This is a genomic window from Rhodococcus sp. 05-340-2, from assembly GCF_002258915.1.
Lineage (GTDB): Bacteria > Actinomycetota > Actinomycetes > Mycobacteriales > Mycobacteriaceae > Rhodococcoides.
The window spans coordinates 20,410-43,268 of sequence record NZ_NOYU01000011.1 but is presented as its reverse complement, the minus strand read 5'-3'; the positions used below and the strand labels follow the sequence as shown (position 1 = coordinate 43,268).

Here is a 22,859-nt window from a genome sequence, read left to right as displayed (position 1 = left end):
GCCGCCCCTGTATCTGCGGTCCGGGTTCAGCCCAGCATGTCTTCGAGCTCCATACCCTTGGTCTCCCGGATCTTGGCCTTGACGAAGAAGAACGAGAGTGCGGCGAACACAGCGAATCCTGCGTAGATCACCCACAGTCCCACAGACGACGTCAGCGGCGGGAAGGCAAGCGTGACAGCGAAGTTGGCCATCCAGTTGGCTGCAGTGCCGATGCCGAGTGCCATGGCCCGCATGCGGTTGGGGAACATCTCACCGAGCATGACCCACATGATCGGACCCCAGGTGGATGCGAAGAATATGACGAAAAGATTGGCGCCGATCAGCGCGATCGCACCCCACGGAGCAGGCAACGTGACGTCGTCGCCGCTGCCGGTCGCCTGCGAGAACGCCACCGACGCCATGACGAGTCCGCCGAACATGCCGATCGAGCCCGCCATCAGCAGCTTGCGCCTACCGATTCGGTCGACGAACAGAATCGCCACGAACGTCATGACCACGTTGATCACGGCGGTGATGACCGACGTCGTGAACGACTGATCCTCACTGAAGCCGACCGAGCGCCACAGCGTCGTCGAGTAGTAGAAGATCGCGTTGATGCCGACCAACTGCTGCAGCACGGCCATCGTGATGCCCACCCAGACGATGGGTTGCAGGCCGAACTTCGGACCGCGAATGTCGGCGAACGACGAGCGTGACTCCTTGCGCAGTGTCAGCCTGATCTCGTGGACGCGCTCGTCCGGATGCAGTTCGCCGGTGATCTCGGCGAGGACTCTGGCGGCTTCCTCGTCGAGATGCTGACCGACGAGGTAGCGCGGAGACTCCGGGATCAGGGTTGCCAACAACCCGTACACCAGCGCCGGTACGACGCCGACCAGGAACATCCAGCGCCAGGCCTCGATGCCGAACCACAGGTCGTTGGACGCCCCGTCCGCGGCACCCGCGAGGAGGGCGTCGGACAGCAGAGCGGCGAAAATGCCGATGGTGATGGCCAATTGCTGGAGCGAGGCCAAGGAACCGCGCCACTTGGCCGGAGCGATCTCGGCGATGTACGCCGGTGCGATCACCGAGGCGATGCCGATTCCCAGTCCACCGAGCACTCGCCAGAGCATGAGGTCGGGGACGCTGAACGCCAGTCCCGAACCGATCGACGAAACGACGAACAGGGCCGAGCCGAGCAGCATGACCTTCTTGCGTCCCCAACGGTCTGCGAGGCTGCCGGCGAACCAGGCACCCACCGCGCAGCCGATGAGGGCGATCGCGACCACGAAGCCGGTGGTGAACGAGCCGAGGAGGAAGTGATCTTCGATCGAGTCGACAGCGCCGTTGATGACGGAACTGTCGAAGCCGAACAGGAATCCGCCCACAGCAGCGGCGATGCTGACGCCGATGACCTTCGCTGTGTGGCGGTCCGAGGTCTGATTCATGAGTGATGCACCTTCCGGCCGCGCGCACGGGCGTCGGCCGCTGGGGAGACCGTACGGCAGGAATTGTCGTACCGTCCCCGGACATTACGCCTGGTAATTTGCTGAGCGAACGAGACCGTCAACGAAGGTCGAAATCATCGTCCGAGACGGTGAAACCGTGGCCGACCTGATCGGTGCACGTGACTCCGGTCTGCTCGTCGACGCTGCACCGAAGGCCGTTGGTGGAGCCGCTTCCGGGGACGGTGAGCTCCTCGCCGTACGGCAAGGCTGCCGCAGGACCGTCGAAACGGTGGAACTTGGGATCGCCGAGGCTCTCGAACTTCGCCGGTGATCCAGCGATCAGCTGCACGGCATTGGGTTTCACCGCCGTTTCCGACGCCCCGCTGCCGGGAACCTCGGGTGCCGAAGCAGGGAGCGACCCGTGGCATCCGGCGATCGAGGATTCGAGGACGGCGATACCGCACTCGAACTTTCCGCTGGGGCTCGAGAAGTAGTACCAGCCGGGTGCCTTGCCTGCGTAGTCCTGCGGTTTCGCCTGGGGTGCAGCAGGACTCGTCGGTGTCGCCGTGGTGGACGTCGGCGTGGTGGTCGCTGCGGTGGACGGTGATGCCGGCGCGGCAGAGGGGGCGGAGGGAGCCGTGGTGATCGGGGTGGGGCGGTCGGTGATCACGGTCGCCATCGGTCCGTCGCCTCCGCCGCTCGAACCGCAGGCTCCGAGCAGACATGCCCCGACGACTGCCACTGCGGCACATCCGATTCTCTTCATCGACGGTTCCTTCGCTCGCGGGCGTCGACGCTGTGCGTATCGTCGCCGAGGGGATGGTTGATGTTGGTACGTTGGGCAACGACCGAACGGGAGGTTCCATGGCCATCGCCTCTGACTCCGGCGCGTCCGATTCCACCGAGCCCGATTCCACCGTGCTCGTGAGCACGCCCTACGGCGACGTTCTCGGCTATCCGGTCGCTGCCGATGCGTCGCCGATCCTGGCCTGGCGGGGTATTCCCTACGCGACGCCTCCGGTGGGGAAGCTCAGGTTCCGAGCGCCGCGTCCGTTGCAGCCCTGGTCGGGAGTGCTCGACGGCCTCGAATTCGGTGCGATGGCTCCGCAGGGTCGTGACAGTCCGGTGCCGATCGATCCGTCGCTCTCGATTTCCGAGGACTGCCTCACGCTCAACGTCTGGGCTCCCCGTCCCGATGCAGAACTGCGGCCGGTGTTGGTCTGGATCCATGGCGGGGCGTACTCGCTCGGATCGTCCGCCCAGCGGGTCTACGACGGGAGAAACCTCAGCGAGAACGGCGACGTGGTGGTGGTGACCATCAATTTCCGTCTCGGCCCGTTCGGGTTCCTCGACCTGTCCTCGTTCTCCACCGACGAGCACACGTTCGAGACCAATCTGGGGCTGCGAGATCAGATTGCCGCACTGCAGTGGGTCCGTGAGTGCATCTCTGCGTTCGGCGGCGATCCCGATCAGGTGACGGTGTTCGGTGAATCCTCCGGGGGAGCGTCGGTCACCACGTTGATGACCTCTCCCAAGGCCGAGGGCCTGTTCCAACGAGCGATCGTGCAGAGCGCGCCTGCGACCTCGGTGTACGGCCCCGACCGCGGAGCCGCGGTGGCGTCGAGGTTCCTGGAGTTGGTGGGCGTCGACCGGGAAGACATCGGTGAACTGTTCGACATGCATTTCACCAGGCTGGTCACCGCCGGCGACACGCTCTGCTACGAGATTCCGACGACAGTTCCTGGGACACTTGGCCTTTCGCCGGTCGTCGACGGAGACATCGTGCCGCGCTATCCAGTGGCAGCCTTCCAGAAGGGGCTCTCGCACAAGATCCCGTTGATCATCGGCACCAACCACGACGAGCCCTCGATCTTTCGATTCATGAAGTCTCCGTTGATGCCGATCACCTCCGACACCGTCTCCGAGATGTTCCGCGCCATCGCTCACGACCACGCGGATCTGCCCGCTTATCGGGTCGCCGAGATCATGGCCGCATATCCGGACCGGGACAAACCCGCTGGGGCACAGGCCATATCGCGCGACGCGGGATTCCTCATGCCGAGCGTCTGGATCGCCGACGGGCACAGCAGGCATTCGCCGACATGGATGTACCGATTCGATCATGCGACGCCGATGCTCAAGGCCGCACGGGTGGGAGCGGGACACGCGACCGAACTGCCGTATGTGTTCGGTAATTTCGGAACACTCAGCCGAGACCCCACCTTCTGGCTCGGTGGCCGGAAGCCGGCGATGGCGGTGTCCGCGCGGATGCAGAGACGCTGGCTCGCTTTCGCGCGGTACGGCGTACCCGCAGCGTTGGATGCGTCCAAGCACTGGGCCCCGTACACCGAGCAGGCGCGCTGGACGCTGGTGATCGATGCATCGGACACTCTCGTCGACGACCCCGACGGCGAGATGCGCGCTGCATGGGGCGACCGCGTTCTCGGGTTCAGCTGACACATCGCTCATGCGTTCTGTCGCACGGCGTTGCTGACATGAATCGAACGTAACAGCAAGAACACCGGTCGCTCGAGTCACACCGGTAACAATTGGATGTCAGCGACCTGTCGGTAGGTGCGGTTATGTTCGATGGTGTGTTGATGTCGAGGATCGTCGAAACGTCCAGTGCCGTGGCAGCGACGCGCTCGCGAAAGGTCAAGATCGAGCAACTCGGTGCCCTGCTCGCCGAGGCCGAGGCCGGTGACATCGGGCCCGCCGTGTCGTGGCTGTCGGGGGAGTTGCCGCAGGGCCGGATAGGGGTCGGCTGGCGCACTCTCGCCGATCTCGACGTGACGTCCGCCGCGGACTCGACACTGACGGTTGCCGAGGTGGACGAGGCGATATCTTCGGTCGCGGCGACCTCGGGGGCGGGTTCTGCTGCGCGGCGGGTAGCGATATTGACCGACCTGTTCTCCCGAAGTACGGCCGAGGAGCGTCGGTTTCTGATCCGGCTCGTCACCGGCGAGCTGCGCCAGGGCGCGCTCGAAGGAATCATGGTCGACGCCGTTGCCGCCGCCACGAACCTGCCGCAAGCGCCGGTGCGTCGGGCATTCATGCTCTCGGGTCGTTTGCCTGCCACGGCCATAGCCGCCATGACCGGTGGCGTCGACGCGCTGGATGCATTCCGGCTCGAGGTCGGTCGCCCGGTCCGGCCGATGCTGGCGTCGCCCGCGGAATCTCTGCGCGGTGCCTGGGAACAGATGTCCGGCGATGTCACCGTCGAATACAAACTCGACGGCGCGCGAATTCAGGTGCACCGCTCCGGAAACAACGTGAGCATCTACACGCGGACTCTGCGCGACATCACTGCCGGCGTGCCCGAGCTGGTGGACCTGGTTCTCGAGCTGCCGTGCGATTCGGTGGTCCTGGACGGGGAGACCCTCGCGCTCGACGACAGCGGACGGCCCAGGCCTTTCCAGGAAACGATGAGCCGGTTCGGTGCCGAGAGCGCGCACGAGCTCCTGTTGCAGCCCTACTTCTTCGACTGCCTGCACCTCGACGGTGTCGATCTGCTCGATTCCCCGCTGGAGCAACGGCTGGCGGCACTGGACCGGGTGGCACCGGGGCACCGAATTCCCAGTGCCGTTCGGCCCGATGCGGACCAAGCAGCAGCCCACTTCGACGCTGCACTCGACGCCGGGCACGAGGGAGTCATGCTCAAAGCTCTCGGTGCACCGTACGCCGCAGGCCGTCGCGGAAAGAGCTGGCAGAAGGTCAAACCCGAACACACCCTCGACCTCGTCGTCCTCGGAGCCGAGTGGGGGTACGGGCGGCGCACCGGCTACCTGTCCAACCTGCACCTGGGAGCTCGCGATCCCGACGGCGGTGACCCGATCATGGTGGGGAAGACCTTCAAAGGCCTGACCGACGTGTTGTTGCAGTGGCAGACCGACGAATTCCCGAAACACGAGCGAGAGCGCGACGAGCACACCGTGTACCTGCGCCCCGCACTGATCGTCGAAATCGAACTCGACGGCGTGCAGGTCAGCCCACGTTATCCGGGCGGCGTTGCCCTGCGATTCGCGCGAGTACTGCGATACCGACCCGACAAGAACCTCGCCACCGCGGACTCCATCGACGCCGTGCGCGCACTCCTTCCACATTCGTGAAAACAGTTCCGACGATTAATACATACGAAACCGGCCGAACGATCCCGTAACACGGCGCAAAATATCTTGAGGGTGCAAGCCAGCGAGAGATGGAGTGCCAATGATGTCCACAGTTCGAGCTGCTCTGGTCCAAAGCAAGTGGACCGGTGACAAAGAATCGATGATCGCGGCACACGAGGGGTTTGCTCGGTCCGCCGCCGAGCAGGGCGCGAAAGTTGTCTGCTTCCAAGAACTTTTCTACGGTCCGTACTTCTGTCAGCTACAGGACGCGAAGTTCTACGAATACGCAGAATCGGTACCAGGGCCCACCGTCGACCGTTTCGCCGCGCTGGCGAAGGAACTCGGCATCGTGATGATTCTGCCCGTGTACGAGCAGGAACAACCCGGACTTCTGTACAACACCGCTGCCGTCGTCGACGCCGACGGGACCTATCTCGGCAAGTACAGAAAACACCACATCCCCCACGTGAACGGATTCTGGGAGAAGTTCTACTTTCGCCCCGGCAATCTGGGGTGGCCGGTGTTCGACACCGCGGTCGGGCGTATCGGTGTCTACATCTGCTACGACAGACATTTCCCGGAAGGTTGGCGCGCACTCGGTCTTGCCGGTGCCGAAATCGTCTTCAATCCGTCGGCCACCTCGCGGGGCCTGTCGAACTACCTGTGGAAGCTCGAACAACCCGCCTCGGCCGTCGCAAACGAGTACTACGTGGGCGCGATCAATCGAGTCGGAATCGAATCCGAATACGGTGACGACGATTTCTACGGGACCAGCTATTTCGTGGATCCCGAAGGCAAATTCGTCGGCGAGGTGGCGTCGGATTCGGAACCCGAAATAATCGTGCGTGACCTCGACATGGACCTGCTCAAGGTGGTCCGCGACCGATGGGCCTTCTATCGTGACCGCAGACCCGACGCATACGGCCCGCTGGTGCAACCCTGATGGCCACCACCTTCGTGCACGGTGGGACCGTGGTATCCACCACCGGCGCACAGGAATTGGATGTGCTCATCGACGGTGAGAGCATCGTCGCAGTGCTTGCACCCGGATCGGTCTCCCTGGCCGCGGACCTGAAGACCTCGGCGGACGTCGTCGTCGACGCGACCGGCAAATACGTCATTCCTGGTGGGGTCGACGGACACACGCACATGGAGATGCCGTTCGGCGGTACGTTCGCCTCCGATACCTTCGAAACCGGAACGCGCGCAGCGGCCTGGGGTGGCACGACGACGATCGTGGACTTCGCGATTCAGACCCCCGGTCAGCGCGTCCAGGACACTCTGGCGCAGTGGCACGAGAAGGCCGCGGGGCAGTGCGCCGTCGATTACGGCTTCCATCAGATCATCGGCGACGTCACCGACGATTCCCTGAAAGCCATGAGCGAGTTGGTGTCCGAGGGCGTCACCAGCTTCAAACTCTTCATGGCCTATCCGGGCGTGTTCTACTCCGACGACGGCAAGATCCTGCGCGCCATGCAGTCCGCCGCCGAAACGGGTGCACTGCTGATGATGCACGCGGAGAACGGCATCGCGATCGATGTACTCGTTGCTCAATCGATCGCGCGTGGAGACACGGCCCCGTACTTCCACGGCACGTCACGGCCGTGGCAGCTCGAGGAGGAGGCGACGCATCGAGCGATCATGCTCGCCCACGTCACCGGCGCACCGCTCTACGTCGTACACGTCTCTGCCAAGCAGGCCCTCGAACAGATTGCGCAGGCCCGTGGCAACGGGCAGAACGTGTTTGCCGAGACGTGTCCGCAGTACCTCTATCTGTCTCTCGAAGAACAACTCGGTGCACCGGGCTTCGAGGGTGCCAAGTGGGTCTGCTCGACGCCACTGCGGTCGCGAGCCGAGGGGCATCAGGACGAGTTGTGGCGGTACCTGCGCACCGGAGACGTGGCGACCGTCAGTACCGATCACTGCCCGTTCTGCATGAAGGACCAGAAGGAGATGGGTATCGGCGATTTCTCCAGGATTCCCAACGGGATCGGCTCGGTGGAACATCGCATCGATCTGATGTTCCAGGGCGTCAAGAGCGGCAGGATCACGCTGGAGAAGTGGGTCGACGTCTGCTGCACCACTCCGGCCAGGATGTTCGGAATGTATCCGAGGAAAGGTGTCATCACCCCGGGTGCCGACGCGGACATCGTGATCTACGACCCGAACGGACACACCAGCATCGGCGTCGACAAGACCCACCACATGAACATGGACTACTCGGCGTACGAAGGTTTCGAGATCGACGGGCATGTCGACACCGTGATCTCTCGCGGCCGGATCATCGTCGACGGTGGATCCTATTCCGGCACTGCGGGACACGGACGATTCGTCCGACGCGACCTGTCTCAGAATCTGATCTGAGTCATGGACATCGGGGTAGTGCTCCAGTGCAATCCGCCTGCGTCCCGTGTGATCGATCTTGCCAGACAGGCAGAGACACATGGGTTCTCGCACGTGTGGACGTTCGATTCGCACCTGCTGTGGCAGGAACCGTACGTCATCTACAGCCAAATTCTGGCGGCGACGAGGCGGGTGACCGTCGGTCCGATGGTCACCAATCCTGCAACCCGCGACTGGACGGTGACGGCATCGACGTTCGCGACGCTCAACGACATGTTCGGCAATCGGACGGTCTGTGGCATCGGCCGCGGCGACTCCGCGGTCCGGGCTCTGGGCGGTAAGCCGACAACGCTTGCCTCACTGCGAGAGTCGATCGAGGTGATCCGTAATCTGGCCAATGGGCGGAGCGCTCGGGTCGGTGAGACAACCGTGCAGTTCCCGTGGGCAGAACACTCGAGCCTGGAGGTATGGGTCGCGGCGTACGGGCCGAAAGCACTCGAGCTCACCGGCCAGGTGGCGGACGGGTTCATTCTGCAGCTGGCCGATCCCGATATCGCGGCGTGGACGATCGGCCGGGTCCGCGCCGCGGCCGAGCAGGCCGGTCGCGACCCCGATTCGATCTCGATCTGCGTTGCCGCTCCCGCCTACGTCACCGACGGCACCGATGCCGGGCTCGAACACGCCCGAGATCAGTGTCGTTGGTTCGGCGGGATGGTCGGCAACCACGTCGCCGATATCGTCTCGCGCTACGGCGGCGATGGCGGCGGTGTTCCACAGGCACTCACCGACTACATCGCGGCGCGCAAAGGGTACGACTACAACGAGCACGGTCGAGCCGGAAACTCTCACGCAGAATTCGTTCCGGACGAGGTGATCGACAGGTTCTGCCTACTGGGCACCCCGGCCGATCACATCGCCAAGCTGAAAGAGCTGGAGGCACTCGGCGTCGACCAGTTCTCGGTGTACCTGCAGCACGACGCCAAGGCAGCGACACTCGAAGCCTACGGAGAGAGCATCATTCCGCAGATTCGGCCGAGCGTGACGGCAACGTCGTGACGGGTGTTCTCGATCAGGCTTCGGTGGTGGCAGCCACTCCAGCCGGTGCGAATCGAGGAGTGCGGCGTCCGTTGATGGCAGTGGTGGCCGTCGGCGTGTTGCTGGTGTTCTGGGAGCTGGTGAAAGTGCTCGTCCCCGCGAACGGGGTGAGTGTCGCCGGAGTGCGGGTGCTCCCGCGCACCGACGACGGCGCGTTACCCCACGTGTGGTCGGTGTTGGCGGCGCTGACCGAGCCCGAGGTGAACGTCGCCGGGGCTCGCAGTGTCGGTGCCGCGATCGTGTCCAGTGGCCTGTTCACGTTCGGGCTCGCGGTACTCGGGTTCGCGCTGGGGACGGTGGTCGGGCTGGTGCTGGCGGTGGCGATGCAACGGTTCGTGTGGGTCGAGCGGTCCTTGTTGCCGTATGTGATCGTCTCGCAGACGGTTCCGTTGATCGCGTTGGCACCGCTCGTCGCCGGCTGGGGCGGGAAGATCGCCATCGGCGGGTACGCGTGGCAGCCCTGGATGAGCATCACCGTCATCGCGTCGTATCTCGCGTTCTTCCCGGTGGCAGTGGGGATGCTGCGCGGCCTGCGTGCACCCGATCGAGCAGCACTCGATCTGATGCACAGCTACGCGTCCGGATGGTGGACCACCCTGGTTCGACTGCGCCTGCCCGCCTCTGTGCCGCATCTGATTCCGGCACTGCGTCTGGCTGCTGCGGCCGCCGTGATCGGTGCCGTGGTCGCCGAAATCTCCACCGGTACGACCGGCGGTATCGGTAGGCAGATCATCGTGTTCTCGCAGCAGGCAACAGGAGACGCATCCCGCTTGTACGCAGCCGTTCTGGGCGCTGCGGTGCTCGGACTCGTGGTGACCGCACTGGTGTCGCTGCTCGATATCGCACTGGGCCGCTACGCGGGCCGTGCACCAGCGCGAAGGGCACAGACATGACCGAGCATGCGGTACTCGTCGAGGGCGTCGGCAAGACGTTCGACGGGGGAGTGACTGCGCTGGAGGATGTATCGCTCGCGATCGCCCCCGGTGAATTCGTCTCGCTCATCGGGCCTTCGGGTTGCGGCAAGTCGACGTTGCTCCGCATCGTGGCCGATCTCGAGCAACCGACGTCCGGTTCGGTATCGGTGTTCGGCCTGTCGGCACGCCGAGCCCGCGTCGAACAGAAGTACGGCATCGCCTTTCAACAGGCAGGGCTGCTCGATTGGCGCACAGTGCAATCGAACGTCGCATTGCCGCTGGAACTGCACAAGGTGCCCAAACGCGCTCGGGCAGAACGAGTTCGCGAACTGCTGGACCTCGTCGGACTCACCGATTTCGCAGAGAGATTTCCCAGCCAGCTATCCGGTGGGATGCAGCAACGAGTGGCGATCGCGCGGGCGCTCGCCCGAACACCGGGACTGTTGTTGATGGACGAACCGTTCGGGGCCCTGGACGAGATGACCCGCGAGAAGATGCAGAACGACCTACTGCGCATCGCCGAGGAGTCCGGCGCAGCAGTGGTGTTCGTGACCCACTCGATTCCCGAAGCGGTGTACCTGTCCGATCGGGTGGTTGTCATGTCCCCACGCCCGGGACGGATCGTCGACACACTCACGATCGACAGATTCGACACGAACGGGGATCCGCGCGAATCGGCGGAGTTCTTCTCGTCCATCACCGCGGTTCGTGACGCATTGCACGGCCGTACGGTTCGCAGTGCGGATCTGCGATGAAGCTCTGGTTGCCACCGGTGGTGTTCGGTGCGGCGGCGCTCGCACTGTGGCAGTTGCTCACGGTCGTCGCGGGGGTTCCGTCGTTCCTGCTGCCGTCGCCGAGCGCCATCGCCGAGCAATTCGTGCGGAACCTCGGTAACATCGGATCGGCAAGTCTGGCAACGGGAACCAACGCTCTCGTGGGGTTGATCGCAGGGTCGGTGCTCGGTCTCCTCGCGGCAATGGCAGCGGTTCGCCTGCGGATCGTCGACGAGCTGCTCACCCCGTTGGCAGCGGGTTCCGCAGCCGTTCCGATCGTCGCTCTTGCGCCGGTGTTCAACTCGATGTTCTCCTCGACCACCGATCTACCGCGGCGACTCGTGGTGACCATCGTCGTGTTCTTCCCGGTATTCGTCAGTGCGGCAAAAGGACTGCGTCAGGTCTCGGCTGTGCACCACGACCTGATGACGTCGTATGCCGTGGGTGGTTGGCAGTTCACCCGAATCGTTCGCCTCCCGTCCGCCGTTCCGCACATCTTCACCGGCTTGCGGGTTGCGGCTCCCAATGCTGTCATTGCTGCCATCATCTGCGAGTACTTCGGTGGACTGCAGAACGGTTTGGGGTCGCGGATCACCTCCGCCGCGGCGAACACGGCCTACCCCCGGGCGTGGGCCTACGTGATGGGTGCCATCGCAGTCGGTTTGCTGTTCTTCGTGGTTGTTCTGTTGCTCGAGAAACTCGTGTCCCGGCGTCGTCCCCAGGAAAGATGGATATGAACATCACTCGAACCCCCCGACCTCTTTTCGCCGTCGTCATGGCTCTGGCGGTGGTCGCCTCGGCCTGCAGTACCACCACGACCGACACCGACACCACCGCCGACGGGGACACCACGATCAAGCTGCAACTGCAATGGTTCAAACAGGGCCAGTTCGCGGGCTACCTCGCCGCCGTCGATCAGGGTTTCTATGCGGAACAGGGGCTGGACGTCGAAATCCTCGACGGTGGAACGGATATCGTCCCGCAAACTGTGCTCGCACAGGGGCAGGCCGATTATGCCGTCGCGTGGGTGCCGAAGGCGCTCGCATCCCGTGAAGCCGGAGCCGGCATCACCGACGTGGCCCAGATCTACCAGAAGTCGGGCACATTGCAGGTCTCGTTCAAGGATCAGAACATTGCCTCACCGGCCGACCTCCAGGGCAAGACTGTCGGAAACTGGGGCTACGGCAACGAATTCGAGCTGTTCGCCGGTATGACCAAGGCCGGGGTCAGTCCCTCCGACGTGACGTTGGTGCAGCAGCAGTTCGACATGAACGGACTGCTGTCCGGTGATATCGCCGCCGCCCAGGCGATGTCGTACAACGAGTACGCGCAGTTGCTCGAGACCGTGAACCCCGCAACCGGTGCGCTCTACACCGCAGACGATTTCGCGTCGCTGAACTGGAACGACGACGGCGTCGCGATGCTGCAGGACGCGATCTGGGCCAACACCGACAAGCTCTCCGACGAGGCCTACCAGGAGCAGACGGTCAAATTCTTGGCGGCCTCGCTGAAGGGCTGGATCTTCTGCCGAGACAACGTCGAGAAGTGCCGCGACATCACCGTCGCTGCGGGGTCCACACTGGGCGCGAGCCATCAGCTCTGGCAGGTCAACGAAGTCAACAAGCTGATCTGGCCGTCGGCGGACGGCATCGGGATGATCGACGAGGCGGCATGGCAGCAGACCGTCGACATCGCCAAGACGACGAAGAACGCCGAGGGCTCGACGGTGCTGACCGCCGATCCCGACGCCGAGGCCTACACCAACGAGTACGTGAGCCAGGCGCTGGATTTGTTGAAGGCCGACGGTGTGGATGTCACCGGGGAGTCGTACGCTCCGATGGAGGTCACACTGGAGGAAGGCGGCAAGTAGATGGATCACGTGTTCTACTCCTGGTCGGCGCAGGCCGAACTGAATCCGATCACCGTCGAGGGTGCAGAGGGGTCGTGGTTCTGGGACGACAAGGGCAAGCGGTACCTGGACTTCTCGTCGCAGCTGGTCAACGTCAATCTCGGGCATCAACACCCCGACGTCGTCGCCGCCATCGTCGAACAGGCCCAGGTTCTGACGACCATTTCTCCCACCGTGGCCAACAACAAGCGCAGTGAACTCGCCGCGTTGATCGCCGAACGTGCGCCGGGTGATCTGGACCGAGTGTTCTTCACGACCGGTGGCGCAGAAGCCGTCGAGCATGCGGTGCGGCTGGCGCGACAGCACACCGGGCGTACGAAGATGCTCGCCGCGTACCGCTCGTACCACGGTGGAACCGGAGTTGCGATCGGTCTCACTGGCGAGCCTCGGCGATGGGGCACCGAACCCACCAACGTCGACGTCGTGCGCTTCTTCGGGCCGTATCCGTACCGGTCACCCTGGGGCACAACGACTCCCGAGGACGAGACGGCCGCAGCACTGGCGCACCTGGAACAGGTCATCGTGCTCGAGGGTGCGCAGAACATCGCCGGACTGATCCTGGAATCGGTCATCGGCACCAACGGTGTGCTGATCCCGCCGCCCGGATATCTGGCCGGGGTTCGGGCGCTGTGCGACAAGTACGGAATCGTCTACATTGCCGACGAAGTGATGGTCGGGTTCGGGCGAATCGGCGAATGGTTCGCATGCCAGGCCTGGGATGTGACACCGGATCTGATCACGTTCGCCAAGGGCGTCAACTCCGGGTACATCCCCCTCGGCGGAGTGGTCATCTCGGAGAAGATCGCCTCGCAGTTCGACCACAAAGCCTATCCGGGAGGGTTGACCTACTCCGGCCACGTGCTCGGGTGCGCCGCGGGCGTGGCATCCATCGGAGTGTTCGAGCGCGACAAGATCCTTCCGCACGTGCGTCACGTCGGCGAGGACGTACTCGGTGCGGGCCTGTCGAAGCTGGCCGAATCTCATCCGAGCGTGGGTGAGGTGCGCGGCAAGGGATTCTTCTGGGCCGTCGAATTGGTCAAGGACGGCGAGACGAAGGAACCGCTGGTGCCTTTTGCCGCGTCGGGCAAGGACGCAGCGGCCATGGGCACGGTGACCGCCGCGGCGAAGTCACGTGGACTGTGGCCGTTCGTGGCAGGCAACCGCCTTCAGATCGCGCCCCCGCTGACGACCTCGGAGGACGAGATTCGTCAGGGACTGGAAATCCTCGACGAGGTACTGACGGTGGCGGACGGCTTCACCGTCGACGGGTGATCACAGCACCGCACCGGGATTGAGGATGCCTGCCGGATCGAGTGCGGTCTTGATCCGGCGGGTCAGTTCCATGACGTCCTCACCCACCTGATCGGGCAGCCACGCCTTCTTGAGGCGACCGACGCCGTGTTCACCGGTGATGGTGCCGCCCAAGGAAATTGCCAGATCCATGATCGCGCCGAATGCGATGTTGGCGCGCCGTGTCATGTCGGCGTCCTCGGGGTCGAAGACGATCAGAGGGTGGGTGTTGCCGTCGCCGGCGTGGGCGATGACCGCCACCAGCACGTCGTATTTCGTGGACAGTTCGGCGATTCCGTCGACGAGGGCCGGTAGTGCGGGCAGTGGAACCCCGACGTCCTCGAGCAGCAGGCTGCCGAGTCGTTCGACCGCGGGAATGGCGAATCGCCTTGCGGCAGCGAAGGCCTCACCCTCATCGGGGTCGTCGGTCGTGAAGACATCCGAGGCCCCGGCCTCGGTGCACGCGGCCGCCATGATCTCGATCTCGCGACCTCGGTCGGCACCGGGGGAGTCGGACCGAGCAATGAGCATCGCGGCCGCCTCGCGATCGAGCCCCATGTTCATGGCATCCTCGACGGCACCGATGGACGCGCGGTCCATGAATTCGAGCATCGACGGCCGCAAGTTCCGGGTGATGGCCAGAATGGCGGTGGTCGCGTCGTGCACCGACGCGAACGAGGCGACCACCGTACTGGCGGGAGGTTGCGCCGGAATCAATCGAAGAGTGATCTCGGTGATGATGCCCAGCGTGCCCTCGGAGCCGACGAACAGCTTCGCAAGGGATAGGCCTGCAACGTCTTTCAGGCGTGGCCCGCCCAGTCGGACGGCGGTACCGTCGGCCAGGACGACCTCGAGACCGAGAACGTAATCGGTGGTGACTCCGTACTTCACACAGCACAGGCCGCCCGCATTGGTGGCCGCATTGCCTCCGATGGAACACATCTCGAACGAGGACGGATCCGGTGGGTACCAGAGGCCGTGTTCCGCGACGGCCTTCTTGACCTCGACGTTGAGCAGCCCGGGTTGTACGACGGCGATGCGGGTCACCGGATCGACGGTGATCTCTCGCATCAACTCGGTGGTGAGCACGATTCCGCCGTCCACGGCGGTGGCTCCGCCGGACAAACCCGATCCGGCACCGCGCGGGACGACCGCCACATTGTGCTCGGTGGCCCACCGCATCACGGCACGAACGTCCTCGGTGGACTGTGCGCGCACGACGGCCAGCGGGGTTCCGGCGTCGGGATCCTTCGCCCAGTCGCGTCGGTAGCCCTCGGTGATGTCCGGGTCGGTGACCACCGCGCCGGGCGAAAGAAGGGATTCGAGCTCGCTCAGGCGGGCATCTGCATCGGTCGTCACCGACATCTCGGTCTCCTCACGTCGAAAATGTGACCGTCGACACCCGAGTCTGTCACGGCCGCGCGTGCGGCGGAGTCGGGGTCGGTCGACGCTCGATCACTGATTGCGTTGCAGCGTCAGTTCTGCGAGTTCGGTGGCGGCGGCGCACGGGTCGGCCGGACTGCCGCCTCGGTACTGCACCCACCAGGTGATGACGCCCGAGTACGCCGCGCTGATTCCGCACGACGACGGGTCGGCCGGTCGTCGCGACAGGAACGCTGTGGTGCCGCCAACGGCAACGTCTTCGGTGGTGTAGCCGAGTCGATCGGCCAGCTCTCGCTCACGCGAGAGTGCATCGTTCTCGAACCAGGCGAAGGTCACGTCGATGAGTCCGCCTGCACCGATCCCGGTCCACATGCACACCGCACCGTAGAAGTACTGATCGACGAGGTCGGCTCCCACCGTTTCGGCGATGGTGGGATCCGGGACGGCGATGCACTCCTCGAGCAGCTGGTCGAACTGTCCGCTGCCGCCCGATCGAGCGGGTACCGCCGTACCGGTCACGGTGGTGGTGCATCCGGTACCGACGGCCGCAGTCACGAGGACAGCGGCGAGGACGCGACGGGTGGAATCGGTGGAAGGGAACGTTGTCATCGGGCTACTTCGCCTTCGAGATCGTGGATCTGGCCAGATCCTCGACGACGTCGCAGGAGTCACGGGGGCCGTCGACCACGTAGTTGACGGACCAGTGGACGAAGCCGTCCCCGTTCTCGACCCCGGCCTCGCACGACGCGCCCGACGCTGCTGCGGTGAATCCCGGGTGTCCGTCCACATCGATGCGCTCGATGGTGCGGCCGACGGCTTCGGCCACGGAACTCTCTCGGTCGATGGGGCTGCCGCGGTACCAGGTGAACATCGCGTACGCGCCGCTCGCGGATTCCCATCGGCAACGAACAGCGTTCTCGGACACCACCGTCAGGTCGGGAACGGCCGTGAGTGTCTGCACTTCCGTGTTGTCCATCGACCCGCATTCACCGACGAAGAGCTCTTCGGTGATGAGCTGGTCGGCCGTCTCGGCCGGATCCGGATCGGCTTCGGTGCCCGGTGTGTCGGAGCATCCGACCAGTACACATCCGACCGCCGCGATCAACGCTGTAACGGCCCTGGTGCGCACGAATGCGGACTCTACCCACCCTGCACGGCAGAGGGGGAGCGTTTGATCGAAGTGAGTCACATCAGTAACACCAGCCTCAGGCGTTACCAGATCGATGCGTCGCCGACACGCAAATTTGTAGTTCGCCACGCTAGCGTCCAGCGCAGCGAACCTCGCACCCCACGCGGTGCGAGTCGACAAGGAGGCTGCACCATGATCGATCCCGGAAGTGACTCCTGGAACTACGTGGCCGCGATGTTCTCGTACGAATTCCTCGGGGGCGGAATCGAATACGACACCATCGAGCGCATTCACCGAGGCGAGATCGACGAATGGGTTCAGGCGTTGACGCAGTCAGGGCTGTTCGATCGAGCAACCATCGCGCGTATTGCCGACTCGTGGCATCAGGCCCCTCGGCAGTTGTTCGACATGCTGGTGCTCGACGCGGACGAGATGACCGCCAGGCGGTGCTCGCTGGCGTGGTCCTCGCTGGACCGGCTCGCACCACTTGCCCGCCTGGGCTGAAGTAAGGGTCAAGTACCGAGCAACCGCGTCCCCGACGCATCGACGACGATGGCCTGTTCGTCGGTCAACCCATGACAGTCGACACCGTCCCTGCGTAGGCGCTGCACCGTAGCGTGCCCCGAATCGTTCTCGTCCAGAACAGAATTCAGATGCGGGACAATCGAGTAATCGACCAGGCCCAGTCCGATCCACACCGGATCGACACCGGTGGCGGGCCGAACCTCGCCAGGGTCGTCCGCGTCCTCGACTCCGATCAACGATGGTGCGGCCACACACGCGCCCGCGCTGTATCCGCCGTACACGATCGATCCCCGCCGAACACGCTCGGTGAGGATCTCGTCTGCACCCGAGCGGGCGAGTTGAGCGCGCAGGACGAAGGTGTTGCCTCCGCGCACCCACACCGCACCGAAGCCGTCGAGTGCGCGCTCGAATGCGGCGGGCCGACCCACGTAATCGCGCAGATCCAGCTCGGCAGGCCGGTACCCGAGCGCCCGCAGCGGACCGAACTCGCTTCGGAGCGAGGACGTGCGAGCGGCGAGGGGCCACGCGTCCGATGCGTTCGCGATGACCGCGATATCGGACGGCGGCCCGGTGAGCTCGACGAAAGCGTCCGAGTGGCCGCCGAATCGATAGGACGACAGGAACAACTTCATGCTGTCGATTCGCCGTTCAGCCGGGCCAACCCGACGCGAACGGCGTCCGCGACACGCTCGGGCTCACTCAGGCGACGCGTCACGAACCCGGCCGCGAACCGGAAGCGATCCCGGTGCCACCGGGGCACCACGTGCAGATGCAGGTGGAAGACCGTCTGAAACGCGGCCTTGCCGTCGTTGATGACGAGATTGGCTCCGTCGGCGCGCAGGTCCGAGTGGCGCACTGCGCGCGACAGGGTGTGTCCGACGCGAAACACGTCGGCGGCCGCGTCCGGATGGGTCGAGTTCAGATCGGTGGCGTGCTCGCGCGGGACGACGAGCAGGTGTCCGCGACTGACCGGCCGGATGTCGAGAAAGGCGATCGCGTGGTCGTTCTCGAACACACGGTGCGCGGGGGCGTCGCCGGCGACGATGGCACAGAAGATGCAAGATTCCACGGTTGTCACTGTAGGGTCCGATCATCACCGATAGACCTGTATGGCGTGCATCACAATTGCTCGTCCTGTAACCGCGGAATGCCGAACGGACTCGATTCAGAACGAATCGGACTGTGTTCCGGGTTACCCGCGGTCTGTCTCCTCTGGCTACTATCAGGGACCTTGTGCCTTTGTCGCATGGGTTCGTCCACTCGTCGCAAGTTCGGGACCATCGGCCGATCAGTGGACACCATTCAACGCAGGAAGACGGAGATTTGGATACATCGCAGAGCACTGAGAAGGGTTCGGGATCCACGACTGTCGTCGGTGTGGTTCGGGAATCGGGGGAGGGCGAACGTCGCGTCGCCCTGGTGCCCAAGATCGTTGCCTCCCTGACGGGTAAGGGCGTGGAGATCGTCGTCGAATCGGGTGCCGGTCTCGGCGCTCTGATTCCCGACGAGCTGTACGTCGCCGCCGGAGCGACCATCGGTGATCCATGGTCGGCGGACGTCGTGGTGAAGGTTGCGCCGCCGTCCGATGCCGAGATCGCCAAGCTGAAGTCGGGCTCGACGCTCATCGGATTCCTGGCACCGCGCAACGCGGAGAACAGCATCGGGGCGTTGAAGGCGGCCGGAGTACAGGCCTTCGCCGTCGAAGCGATCCCGCGGATCTCGCGGGCGCAGGTGATGGACGCACTGTCCTCTCAGGCCAACGTCGCCGGCTACAAGGCCGTGCTGCTGGCCGCGTCGGAGTCCACCCGGTTCTTCCCGATGCTCACCACCGCCGCTGGCACCGTCAAGCCCGCTACCGTGCTGGTACTGGGCGTCGGTGTGGCAGGTCTGCAGGCGCTCGCCACCGCGAAGCGTCTCGGCGGCCGCCCCACCGGGTACGACGTGCGACCGGAGGTGGCGGATCAGGTTCGCTCCGTCGGCGCGCAGTGGCTCGACCTGGGGATCGACGCCGCGGGCGAGGGCGGATACGCGCGTGAGCTGACCGAAGACGAGCGGGTGCAACAGCAGAAGGCTCTCGAAGAGGCCATCAAGGGATTCGACGTGGTCATCACCACCGCGTTGGTGCCCGGACGCCCCGCCCCGCGACTGGTCACGGCCGCAGCCGTCGAGGGCATGAAGCCCGGCAGCGTCGTGATCGACCTCGCAGGGGAAACCGGTGGCAACTGCGAACTCACCGAGCCCGGCGAGACCGTCGTCAAGCACGACGTCACCATCTGCTCGCCGTTGAACCTGCCGGCCTCGATGCCCGAGCACGCCAGCGAGCTGTACTCGAAGAACATCTCGGCATTGCTCGAACTCATGTTGGTCGACGGCAAGCTCGCCCCCGATTTTTCGGACGAGGTTCTCGCCGGTGCCTGCGTGACACGTGAGAAGGAGAACTGATGTACACCCCGCTGCTCGCGAACATCGCGATCCTGGTGTTGTCCGGGTTCGTCGGCTTCGCGGTGATCTCCAAGGTGCCCAACACCTTGCACACCCCGTTGATGTCGGGAACCAATGCCATCCACGGCATCGTCGTACTCGGTGCCCTGGTGGTGCTCGGCAAGGTCGACGATCCGTCCATCGGCCTGCAGGTCATCCTGTTCGTCGCTCTCGTGTTCGGAACCGTCAACGTCATCGGTGGATTCGTGGTCACCGACCGCATGCTCGGCATGTTCAAGTCCAAGCCCGTTCCTGCCGATGCCAAGAAGGGTGCTGACTCCTGATGGACAATCTCGTCAACATTCTCTACATCGTCGCCTTCGGCATGTTCATCTACGGCCTGATGGGTCTGACCGGACCGAAGACGGCCGTGCGTGGCAACCAGATCGCCGCGGTCGGCATGTTCCTCGCTGTCGTGGCGACGCTGATCTCCATCCGAGACACCGGCAACTGGATTCTGATCGTCGTCGGTCTGGTCGTCGGCGTTGCGCTCGGTATCCCGCCTGCTCGCCGGGTCAAGATGACCGCGATGCCACAGCTGGTGGCTCTGTTCAACGGCGTCGGCGGTGGAACGGTCGCGTTGATCGCCTGGGCCGAGTTCCTCGACACGTCGGGATTCTCGAACTTCAAGCACGGTGAATCACCGACTGTCCACATCGTCATCGGGTCGCTGTTCGCGGCGATCATCGGGTCGATCTCGTTCTGGGGATCACTGATCGCGTTTCTCAAGCTGCAGGAGACCCTGCCCGGTTCGCCCATCACCATCGGCAAATTGCAGCAGCCGCTCAACGCTCTGCTGCTGATCGGCGCTGTGGCCGCTGCAGTGGTCATCGGCATCAACGCCACTCCGGGCGGCGGGGTATCGCAGTGGTGGATCGTTGCGGTTCTGGTACTCGCCGGAATTCTCGGTCTGACGGTGGTGCTGCCCATCGGCGGCGCAGACATGCCGGTCGTCATTTCGCTGCTCAACGCTCTGACCGGTTTGTCCGCTGCGGCGGCAGGTCTGGCGCTCAACAACACCGCGATGATCGTTGCAGGCATGATCGTCGGCGCGTCCGGCACGATCCTGACCAACCTCATGGCCAAGGCCATGAACCGATCCATTCCGGCAATCGTCGCCGGTGGATTCGGCGGCGGTGACGCTGCTGCAGGTCCCGCCGGCGCAGGTGGGGGAACGGCGAAGGCCACGTCCGCAGCCGACGCTGCCATCCAGATGGCGTACGCCAACCAGGTCATCGTCGTTCCCGGATACGGCCTCGCCGTTGCGCAGGCACAGCATGCGGTCAAGGACATGGCCAAGCTGCTCGAGTCGAAGGGTGTCGAGGTCAAATACGCGATTCACCCCGTCGCCGGTCGCATGCCCGGGCACATGAACGTGCTCCTTGCAGAGGCCGACGTCGCATACGACGCGATGAAGGAAATGGACGACATCAACGACGAGTTCGCCCGTACCGATGTCACGTTGGTCATCGGCGCGAACGACGTGACCAATCCGGCTGCGCGCAACGATCCGTCGAGCCCGATTCACGGCATGCCGATCCTGAACGTCGATCAATCGAAGTCGGTCATCGTTCTCAAGCGGTCGATGTCGTCCGGATTCGCAGGTATCGAGAACCCGTTGTTCTTCGCCGAGGGCACCTCGATGCTGTTCGGTGACGCGAAGAAATCGGTTTCCGAGGTGACCGAGGAGCTCAAGGCTCTCTAGTCGCGAGCAGTCAGCAGCCTCGATGGGGCGCTCCCGTTGTTCATCACCGGGAGCGCCCCGTCTTGCGTCGAACGGCCAGCGCGGCCGTGTCGAGCGGGTTGCGGGCTTCACGGGCAGCTGCGTCGGGTGAGAAGAGCATGACGATCGAGCACGCCGGCCACCACACGAACACGATCGATGCTGCGCTCACGATCCCGGTGATGGACGCGGATCCGACGATCAGGGCGGCCGCCGCCACCGCGAGCGTCGCGACAGTTCCCAGACCGAGGATCACGGGCCGCCACGCCGCGGACGCCACCATGGATGCAGCTCCGAGCAGCGAGGCCACGGCGACGAGTTGACCGCTCGGAAGGTCTGCGGACGCCGTCGTGGCTCCCATGATCTCGCGAGCGAGCGCACTGGTCACGACGGCACCGATGGTGCAGGCGATCACCACCCCGATGCCGAACGGCAGCTTGCGTATCAGCGCCACGACCGCGAGCGCGGCCACGGCGATCAAGACGGCGGTCACATCGATCGCATCGAGTACGTGAGCGGCCAGTGCCGAGCCGGGCATGGATTCCCCGAACGTCGAGGGTGCGGCGTGCGGCGCCCACATCAGGAAGATCAGCAGCAGGACTGCGGAGGCACCTGACACGGCCGACCGCACGGCGACCGCTCGCCGGCGTGGACGGCTCGAGGTGGTGGACGGCACGGCAGGCGTCTCGGCGTCGGGGGATGCGCGGATCGGTCCGGAATCCAGGCTCGGTGGAGGCATGAGTGCCACGGTGCCCGAACCGGCTGAACGCAGGATGTGAGGAACATGGGAAGCGGCTGATTCTTGCCGTGGTAACGATTCGATCACACCGCACGGTCTGAGCGGAATCATGCAGTTTCGAGTAGCGGTGGCCGCCAGTCAAATTCTCCGAGTCGGTTTGGCCGATCCATTCGGGGGCGGAAACTGGTTTGTGAGGGCTAAGCGGGCCACTGACCTGGAATGGAATCGAGTGGATTCGATCGGCGATGCTCGCATTCCTGCCGCCGAATCGCGCCCTCTGGTGGTCCTCGGTCCGCTCAGCTGGGCGTTTGTCCTTCGATTGTTCAGCGTCACAGCATTTCGCAATGCGAGCTATGACTTCGTTGCAAGGCGTTGATTGGATGGGTCCATGTGTGTGACGATACTCACATAGTCCAGTTCACCCTGGGCGAGACCGTCCGAAAGGGCGTAGTTTCAGCCGCATCGGAAACCCGGATTCGGCCGTTACACCCAAATCGATAACGATCTGGAAACGGACCGTGGTGCCCGTCACAGCCCGCCGGAATCGGGTACTCGACAGCTACGGACGCCGGAAACTCGAAGGAGAAGAACATGACCGCAATGTCTCAGGGACAGCTCGACATGGTCCGCGCGTTCTTTTGCAACGAGTTCGAAGCGGATTCCCTCGACCGATCCACCGTGCCGGAGCCCACCGCCGAGGCAGTCGCCGAGTGGATCGATGCACTGACCAACAGCGGCCTCTTCGCTCCCGCCGAGGTACGCAACATCTCCTCGGTGTGGGCGGCCGAGCCAGAGACGCTGGTAGCAATGCTGATCGGCGAAGTGGACGAAATCGCCGTCAAGCGTCACGGAGCAGCGGTGCCGGCCGCAGCAGTTGCCACACCGGCTCTGATCCCCGCCTTCGTGCGCGCCAGCTGACTCGCCCCGGGCCCGGAGTCTTTCGCACCAGGGCAGGTTCCGCTTCGCTACTATCGGTCGAATTCCGATGACGGCAGTCGACAACGGTGTCGCGCGGCGAAGTG

23 protein-coding genes are annotated in these 22,859 nt (G+C 64.3%); 15 read left to right on the top strand and 8 right to left on the bottom strand.

Going from position 1 to position 22,859, the window contains the following annotated elements; translation table 11 throughout:
• Positions 1 to 26: 26 nt before the first annotated feature.
• Both CH271_RS07780 and CH271_RS29190 read right to left on the bottom strand, forming a co-directional pair.
• Positions 27 to 1,424 carry a sugar porter family MFS transporter gene (locus tag CH271_RS07780; protein ID WP_037193447.1) on the bottom strand — a complete coding sequence of 466 codons (1,398 nt, stop codon included), beginning with the start codon at positions 1,422 to 1,424 and terminating at the stop codon, positions 27 to 29.
• 118 nt (positions 1,425 to 1,542) lie between these two features.
• A complete protein-coding gene (locus CH271_RS29190; protein ID WP_256986325.1) occupies positions 1,543 to 2,190 on the bottom strand; it encodes a hypothetical protein in 648 nt (215 codons plus the stop codon).
• A 98-nt stretch (positions 2,191 to 2,288) separates the two neighbouring features.
• On the opposite strand from CH271_RS29190, the gene CH271_RS07770 reads away from it, so the two are divergent.
• The 10 genes from CH271_RS07770 (at position 2,289) to CH271_RS07725 (ending at position 13,839) form a co-directional block, all read left to right on the top strand.
• The gene (locus CH271_RS07770) at positions 2,289 to 3,881 is read left to right on the top strand and encodes a carboxylesterase/lipase family protein (protein ID WP_052047918.1); all 1,593 of its coding nucleotides are present in this window, start codon (positions 2,289 to 2,291) and stop codon (positions 3,879 to 3,881) included.
• A gap of 137 nt (positions 3,882 to 4,018) precedes the next feature.
• Entirely contained in the window at positions 4,019 to 5,533 is a 1,515-nt protein-coding gene (locus CH271_RS07765; RefSeq protein ID WP_094633262.1) for an ATP-dependent DNA ligase, read from the top strand.
• Between the two features lie 103 nt (positions 5,534 to 5,636).
• The gene (locus CH271_RS07760; RefSeq protein ID WP_212556183.1) at positions 5,637 to 6,476 is read left to right on the top strand and encodes a nitrilase-related carbon-nitrogen hydrolase; all 840 of its coding nucleotides are present in this window, start codon (positions 5,637 to 5,639) and stop codon (positions 6,474 to 6,476) included.
• Positions 6,476 to 7,897 (top strand): dihydropyrimidinase, encoded by a 1,422-nt coding sequence (gene hydA, locus CH271_RS07755; RefSeq protein WP_094633252.1) that lies wholly within the window; start codon positions 6,476 to 6,478, stop codon positions 7,895 to 7,897. Before CH271_RS07760 ends, hydA begins: the two co-directional genes overlap by 1 nt.
• Positions 7,898 to 7,900: 3 nt before the next feature.
• Positions 7,901 to 8,932: a TIGR03842 family LLM class F420-dependent oxidoreductase gene (locus tag CH271_RS07750; protein WP_094633251.1), complete on the top strand. Its 1,032-nt coding sequence runs from the start codon at positions 7,901 to 7,903 to the stop codon at positions 8,930 to 8,932.
• A gap of 26 nt (positions 8,933 to 8,958) precedes the next feature.
• On the top strand, positions 8,959 to 9,864 hold the full coding sequence (locus tag CH271_RS07745) for an ABC transporter permease (RefSeq protein WP_252342079.1): 906 nt from the start codon (positions 8,959 to 8,961) through the stop codon (positions 9,862 to 9,864).
• Entirely contained in the window at positions 9,861 to 10,640 is a 780-nt protein-coding gene (locus tag CH271_RS07740; RefSeq protein ID WP_094633249.1) for an ABC transporter ATP-binding protein, read from the top strand. The genes CH271_RS07745 and CH271_RS07740 overlap by 4 nt, the downstream gene beginning before the upstream one ends.
• On the top strand, positions 10,637 to 11,395 hold the full coding sequence (locus CH271_RS07735) for an ABC transporter permease (protein WP_094633248.1): 759 nt from the start codon (positions 10,637 to 10,639) through the stop codon (positions 11,393 to 11,395). Before CH271_RS07740 ends, CH271_RS07735 begins: the two co-directional genes overlap by 4 nt.
• Positions 11,392 to 12,528 carry an ABC transporter substrate-binding protein gene (locus CH271_RS07730; RefSeq protein ID WP_037193429.1) on the top strand — a complete coding sequence of 379 codons (1,137 nt, stop codon included), beginning with the start codon at positions 11,392 to 11,394 and terminating at the stop codon, positions 12,526 to 12,528. Before CH271_RS07735 ends, CH271_RS07730 begins: the two co-directional genes overlap by 4 nt.
• Complete coding sequence (locus CH271_RS07725) at positions 12,529 to 13,839, top strand: aspartate aminotransferase family protein (protein ID WP_094633247.1); 1,311 nt, start codon at positions 12,529 to 12,531, stop codon at positions 13,837 to 13,839.
• Here CH271_RS07725 and CH271_RS07720 read toward each other — a convergent pair whose 3' ends face one another.
• The 3 genes from CH271_RS07720 to CH271_RS28725 form a co-directional block, all read right to left on the bottom strand.
• Positions 13,840 to 15,222, bottom strand: coding sequence for an FAD-binding oxidoreductase (locus CH271_RS07720; protein ID WP_037193427.1), 1,383 nt, complete (start codon positions 15,220 to 15,222; stop codon positions 13,840 to 13,842).
• A gap of 90 nt (positions 15,223 to 15,312) precedes the next feature.
• Positions 15,313 to 15,849 carry a DUF3558 domain-containing protein gene (locus CH271_RS07715; RefSeq protein WP_094633246.1) on the bottom strand — a complete coding sequence of 179 codons (537 nt, stop codon included), beginning with the start codon at positions 15,847 to 15,849 and terminating at the stop codon, positions 15,313 to 15,315.
• 4 nt (positions 15,850 to 15,853) lie between these two features.
• Positions 15,854 to 16,369, bottom strand: a complete 516-nt coding sequence (locus CH271_RS28725) for a DUF3558 domain-containing protein (protein WP_170945948.1) — start codon at positions 16,367 to 16,369, stop codon at positions 15,854 to 15,856.
• A gap of 192 nt (positions 16,370 to 16,561) precedes the next feature.
• Between CH271_RS28725 and CH271_RS07705 the strand changes: the two genes are divergently transcribed.
• Positions 16,562 to 16,873 carry a hypothetical protein gene (locus tag CH271_RS07705; protein ID WP_037193424.1) on the top strand — a complete coding sequence of 104 codons (312 nt, stop codon included), beginning with the start codon at positions 16,562 to 16,564 and terminating at the stop codon, positions 16,871 to 16,873.
• Between the two features lie 8 nt (positions 16,874 to 16,881).
• On the opposite strand, the gene CH271_RS07700 is transcribed toward CH271_RS07705, so the two are convergent.
• The gene (locus tag CH271_RS07700) at positions 16,882 to 17,526 is read right to left on the bottom strand and encodes a Type 1 glutamine amidotransferase-like domain-containing protein (RefSeq protein ID WP_094633244.1); all 645 of its coding nucleotides are present in this window, start codon (positions 17,524 to 17,526) and stop codon (positions 16,882 to 16,884) included.
• Positions 17,523 to 17,963 carry an HIT family protein gene (locus CH271_RS07695; protein ID WP_037193422.1) on the bottom strand — a complete coding sequence of 147 codons (441 nt, stop codon included), beginning with the start codon at positions 17,961 to 17,963 and terminating at the stop codon, positions 17,523 to 17,525. Before CH271_RS07695 ends, CH271_RS07700 begins: the two co-directional genes overlap by 4 nt.
• 254 nt (positions 17,964 to 18,217) lie before the next feature.
• Here CH271_RS07695 and CH271_RS07690 point away from each other — a divergent pair, with 254 nt between their 5' ends.
• Genes CH271_RS07690 through CH271_RS07680 form a run of 3 tightly spaced genes read left to right on the top strand, consistent with a single transcriptional unit; the run spans position 18,218 to position 21,080 of the window.
• Positions 18,218 to 19,336, top strand: coding sequence for a Re/Si-specific NAD(P)(+) transhydrogenase subunit alpha (locus tag CH271_RS07690; protein WP_037193420.1), 1,119 nt, complete (start codon positions 18,218 to 18,220; stop codon positions 19,334 to 19,336).
• Positions 19,336 to 19,659, top strand: a complete 324-nt coding sequence (locus tag CH271_RS07685) for an NAD(P) transhydrogenase subunit alpha (protein WP_094633243.1) — start codon at positions 19,336 to 19,338, stop codon at positions 19,657 to 19,659. Before CH271_RS07690 ends, CH271_RS07685 begins: the two co-directional genes overlap by 1 nt.
• Positions 19,659 to 21,080, top strand: a complete 1,422-nt coding sequence (locus tag CH271_RS07680) for an NAD(P)(+) transhydrogenase (Re/Si-specific) subunit beta (protein WP_037193418.1) — start codon at positions 19,659 to 19,661, stop codon at positions 21,078 to 21,080. The genes CH271_RS07685 and CH271_RS07680 overlap by 1 nt, the downstream gene beginning before the upstream one ends.
• A 43-nt stretch (positions 21,081 to 21,123) precedes the next feature.
• On the opposite strand, the gene CH271_RS07675 is transcribed toward CH271_RS07680, so the two are convergent.
• Positions 21,124 to 21,837 (bottom strand): hypothetical protein, encoded by a 714-nt coding sequence (locus tag CH271_RS07675; RefSeq protein ID WP_141217044.1) that lies wholly within the window; start codon positions 21,835 to 21,837, stop codon positions 21,124 to 21,126.
• Between the two features lie 591 nt (positions 21,838 to 22,428).
• Between CH271_RS07675 and CH271_RS07665 the strand changes: the two genes are divergently transcribed.
• Positions 22,429 to 22,755 carry a hypothetical protein gene (locus CH271_RS07665; protein ID WP_052047890.1) on the top strand — a complete coding sequence of 109 codons (327 nt, stop codon included), beginning with the start codon at positions 22,429 to 22,431 and terminating at the stop codon, positions 22,753 to 22,755.
• The last annotated feature ends 104 nt before the right edge of the window (positions 22,756 to 22,859 follow it).

Excerpts from the sequence above, each read along its gene's own strand:
- CH271_RS29190 (WP_256986325.1), bottom strand. The coding sequence starts at position 2,190 with ATGAAGAGAATCGGATGTGCCGCAGTGGCAGTCGTCGGGGCATGTCTG.
- CH271_RS07735 (WP_094633248.1), top strand. The coding sequence starts at position 10,637 with ATGAAGCTCTGGTTGCCACCGGTGGTGTTCGGTGCGGCGGCGCTCGCA.
- CH271_RS07730 (WP_037193429.1), top strand. The coding sequence starts at position 11,392 with ATGAACATCACTCGAACCCCCCGACCTCTTTTCGCCGTCGTCATGGCT.
- CH271_RS07715 (WP_094633246.1), bottom strand. The coding sequence starts at position 15,849 with ATGACAACGTTCCCTTCCACCGATTCCACCCGTCGCGTCCTCGCCGCT.
- CH271_RS07685 (WP_094633243.1), top strand. The coding sequence starts at position 19,336 with ATGTACACCCCGCTGCTCGCGAACATCGCGATCCTGGTGTTGTCCGGG.
- CH271_RS07705 (WP_037193424.1), top strand. The coding sequence starts at position 16,562 with ATGATCGATCCCGGAAGTGACTCCTGGAACTACGTGGCCGCGATGTTC.
- CH271_RS07740 (WP_094633249.1), top strand. The coding sequence starts at position 9,861 with ATGACCGAGCATGCGGTACTCGTCGAGGGCGTCGGCAAGACGTTCGAC.
- CH271_RS07700 (WP_094633244.1), bottom strand. The coding sequence starts at position 17,526 with ATGAAGTTGTTCCTGTCGTCCTATCGATTCGGCGGCCACTCGGACGCT.
- hydA (WP_094633252.1), top strand. The coding sequence starts at position 6,476 with ATGGCCACCACCTTCGTGCACGGTGGGACCGTGGTATCCACCACCGGC.
- CH271_RS07665 (WP_052047890.1), top strand. The coding sequence starts at position 22,429 with ATGACCGCAATGTCTCAGGGACAGCTCGACATGGTCCGCGCGTTCTTT.
- CH271_RS07720 (WP_037193427.1), bottom strand. The coding sequence starts at position 15,222 with ATGTCGGTGACGACCGATGCAGATGCCCGCCTGAGCGAGCTCGAATCC.
- CH271_RS07780 (WP_037193447.1), bottom strand. The coding sequence starts at position 1,424 with ATGAATCAGACCTCGGACCGCCACACAGCGAAGGTCATCGGCGTCAGC.
- CH271_RS07750 (WP_094633251.1), top strand. The coding sequence starts at position 7,901 with ATGGACATCGGGGTAGTGCTCCAGTGCAATCCGCCTGCGTCCCGTGTG.
- CH271_RS07675 (WP_141217044.1), bottom strand. The coding sequence starts at position 21,837 with ATGCCTCCACCGAGCCTGGATTCCGGACCGATCCGCGCATCCCCCGAC.
- CH271_RS07725 (WP_094633247.1), top strand. The coding sequence starts at position 12,529 with ATGGATCACGTGTTCTACTCCTGGTCGGCGCAGGCCGAACTGAATCCG.
- CH271_RS07770 (WP_052047918.1), top strand. The coding sequence starts at position 2,289 with ATGGCCATCGCCTCTGACTCCGGCGCGTCCGATTCCACCGAGCCCGAT.
- CH271_RS07680 (WP_037193418.1), top strand. The coding sequence starts at position 19,659 with ATGGACAATCTCGTCAACATTCTCTACATCGTCGCCTTCGGCATGTTC.
- CH271_RS07760 (WP_212556183.1), top strand. The coding sequence starts at position 5,637 with ATGTCCACAGTTCGAGCTGCTCTGGTCCAAAGCAAGTGGACCGGTGAC.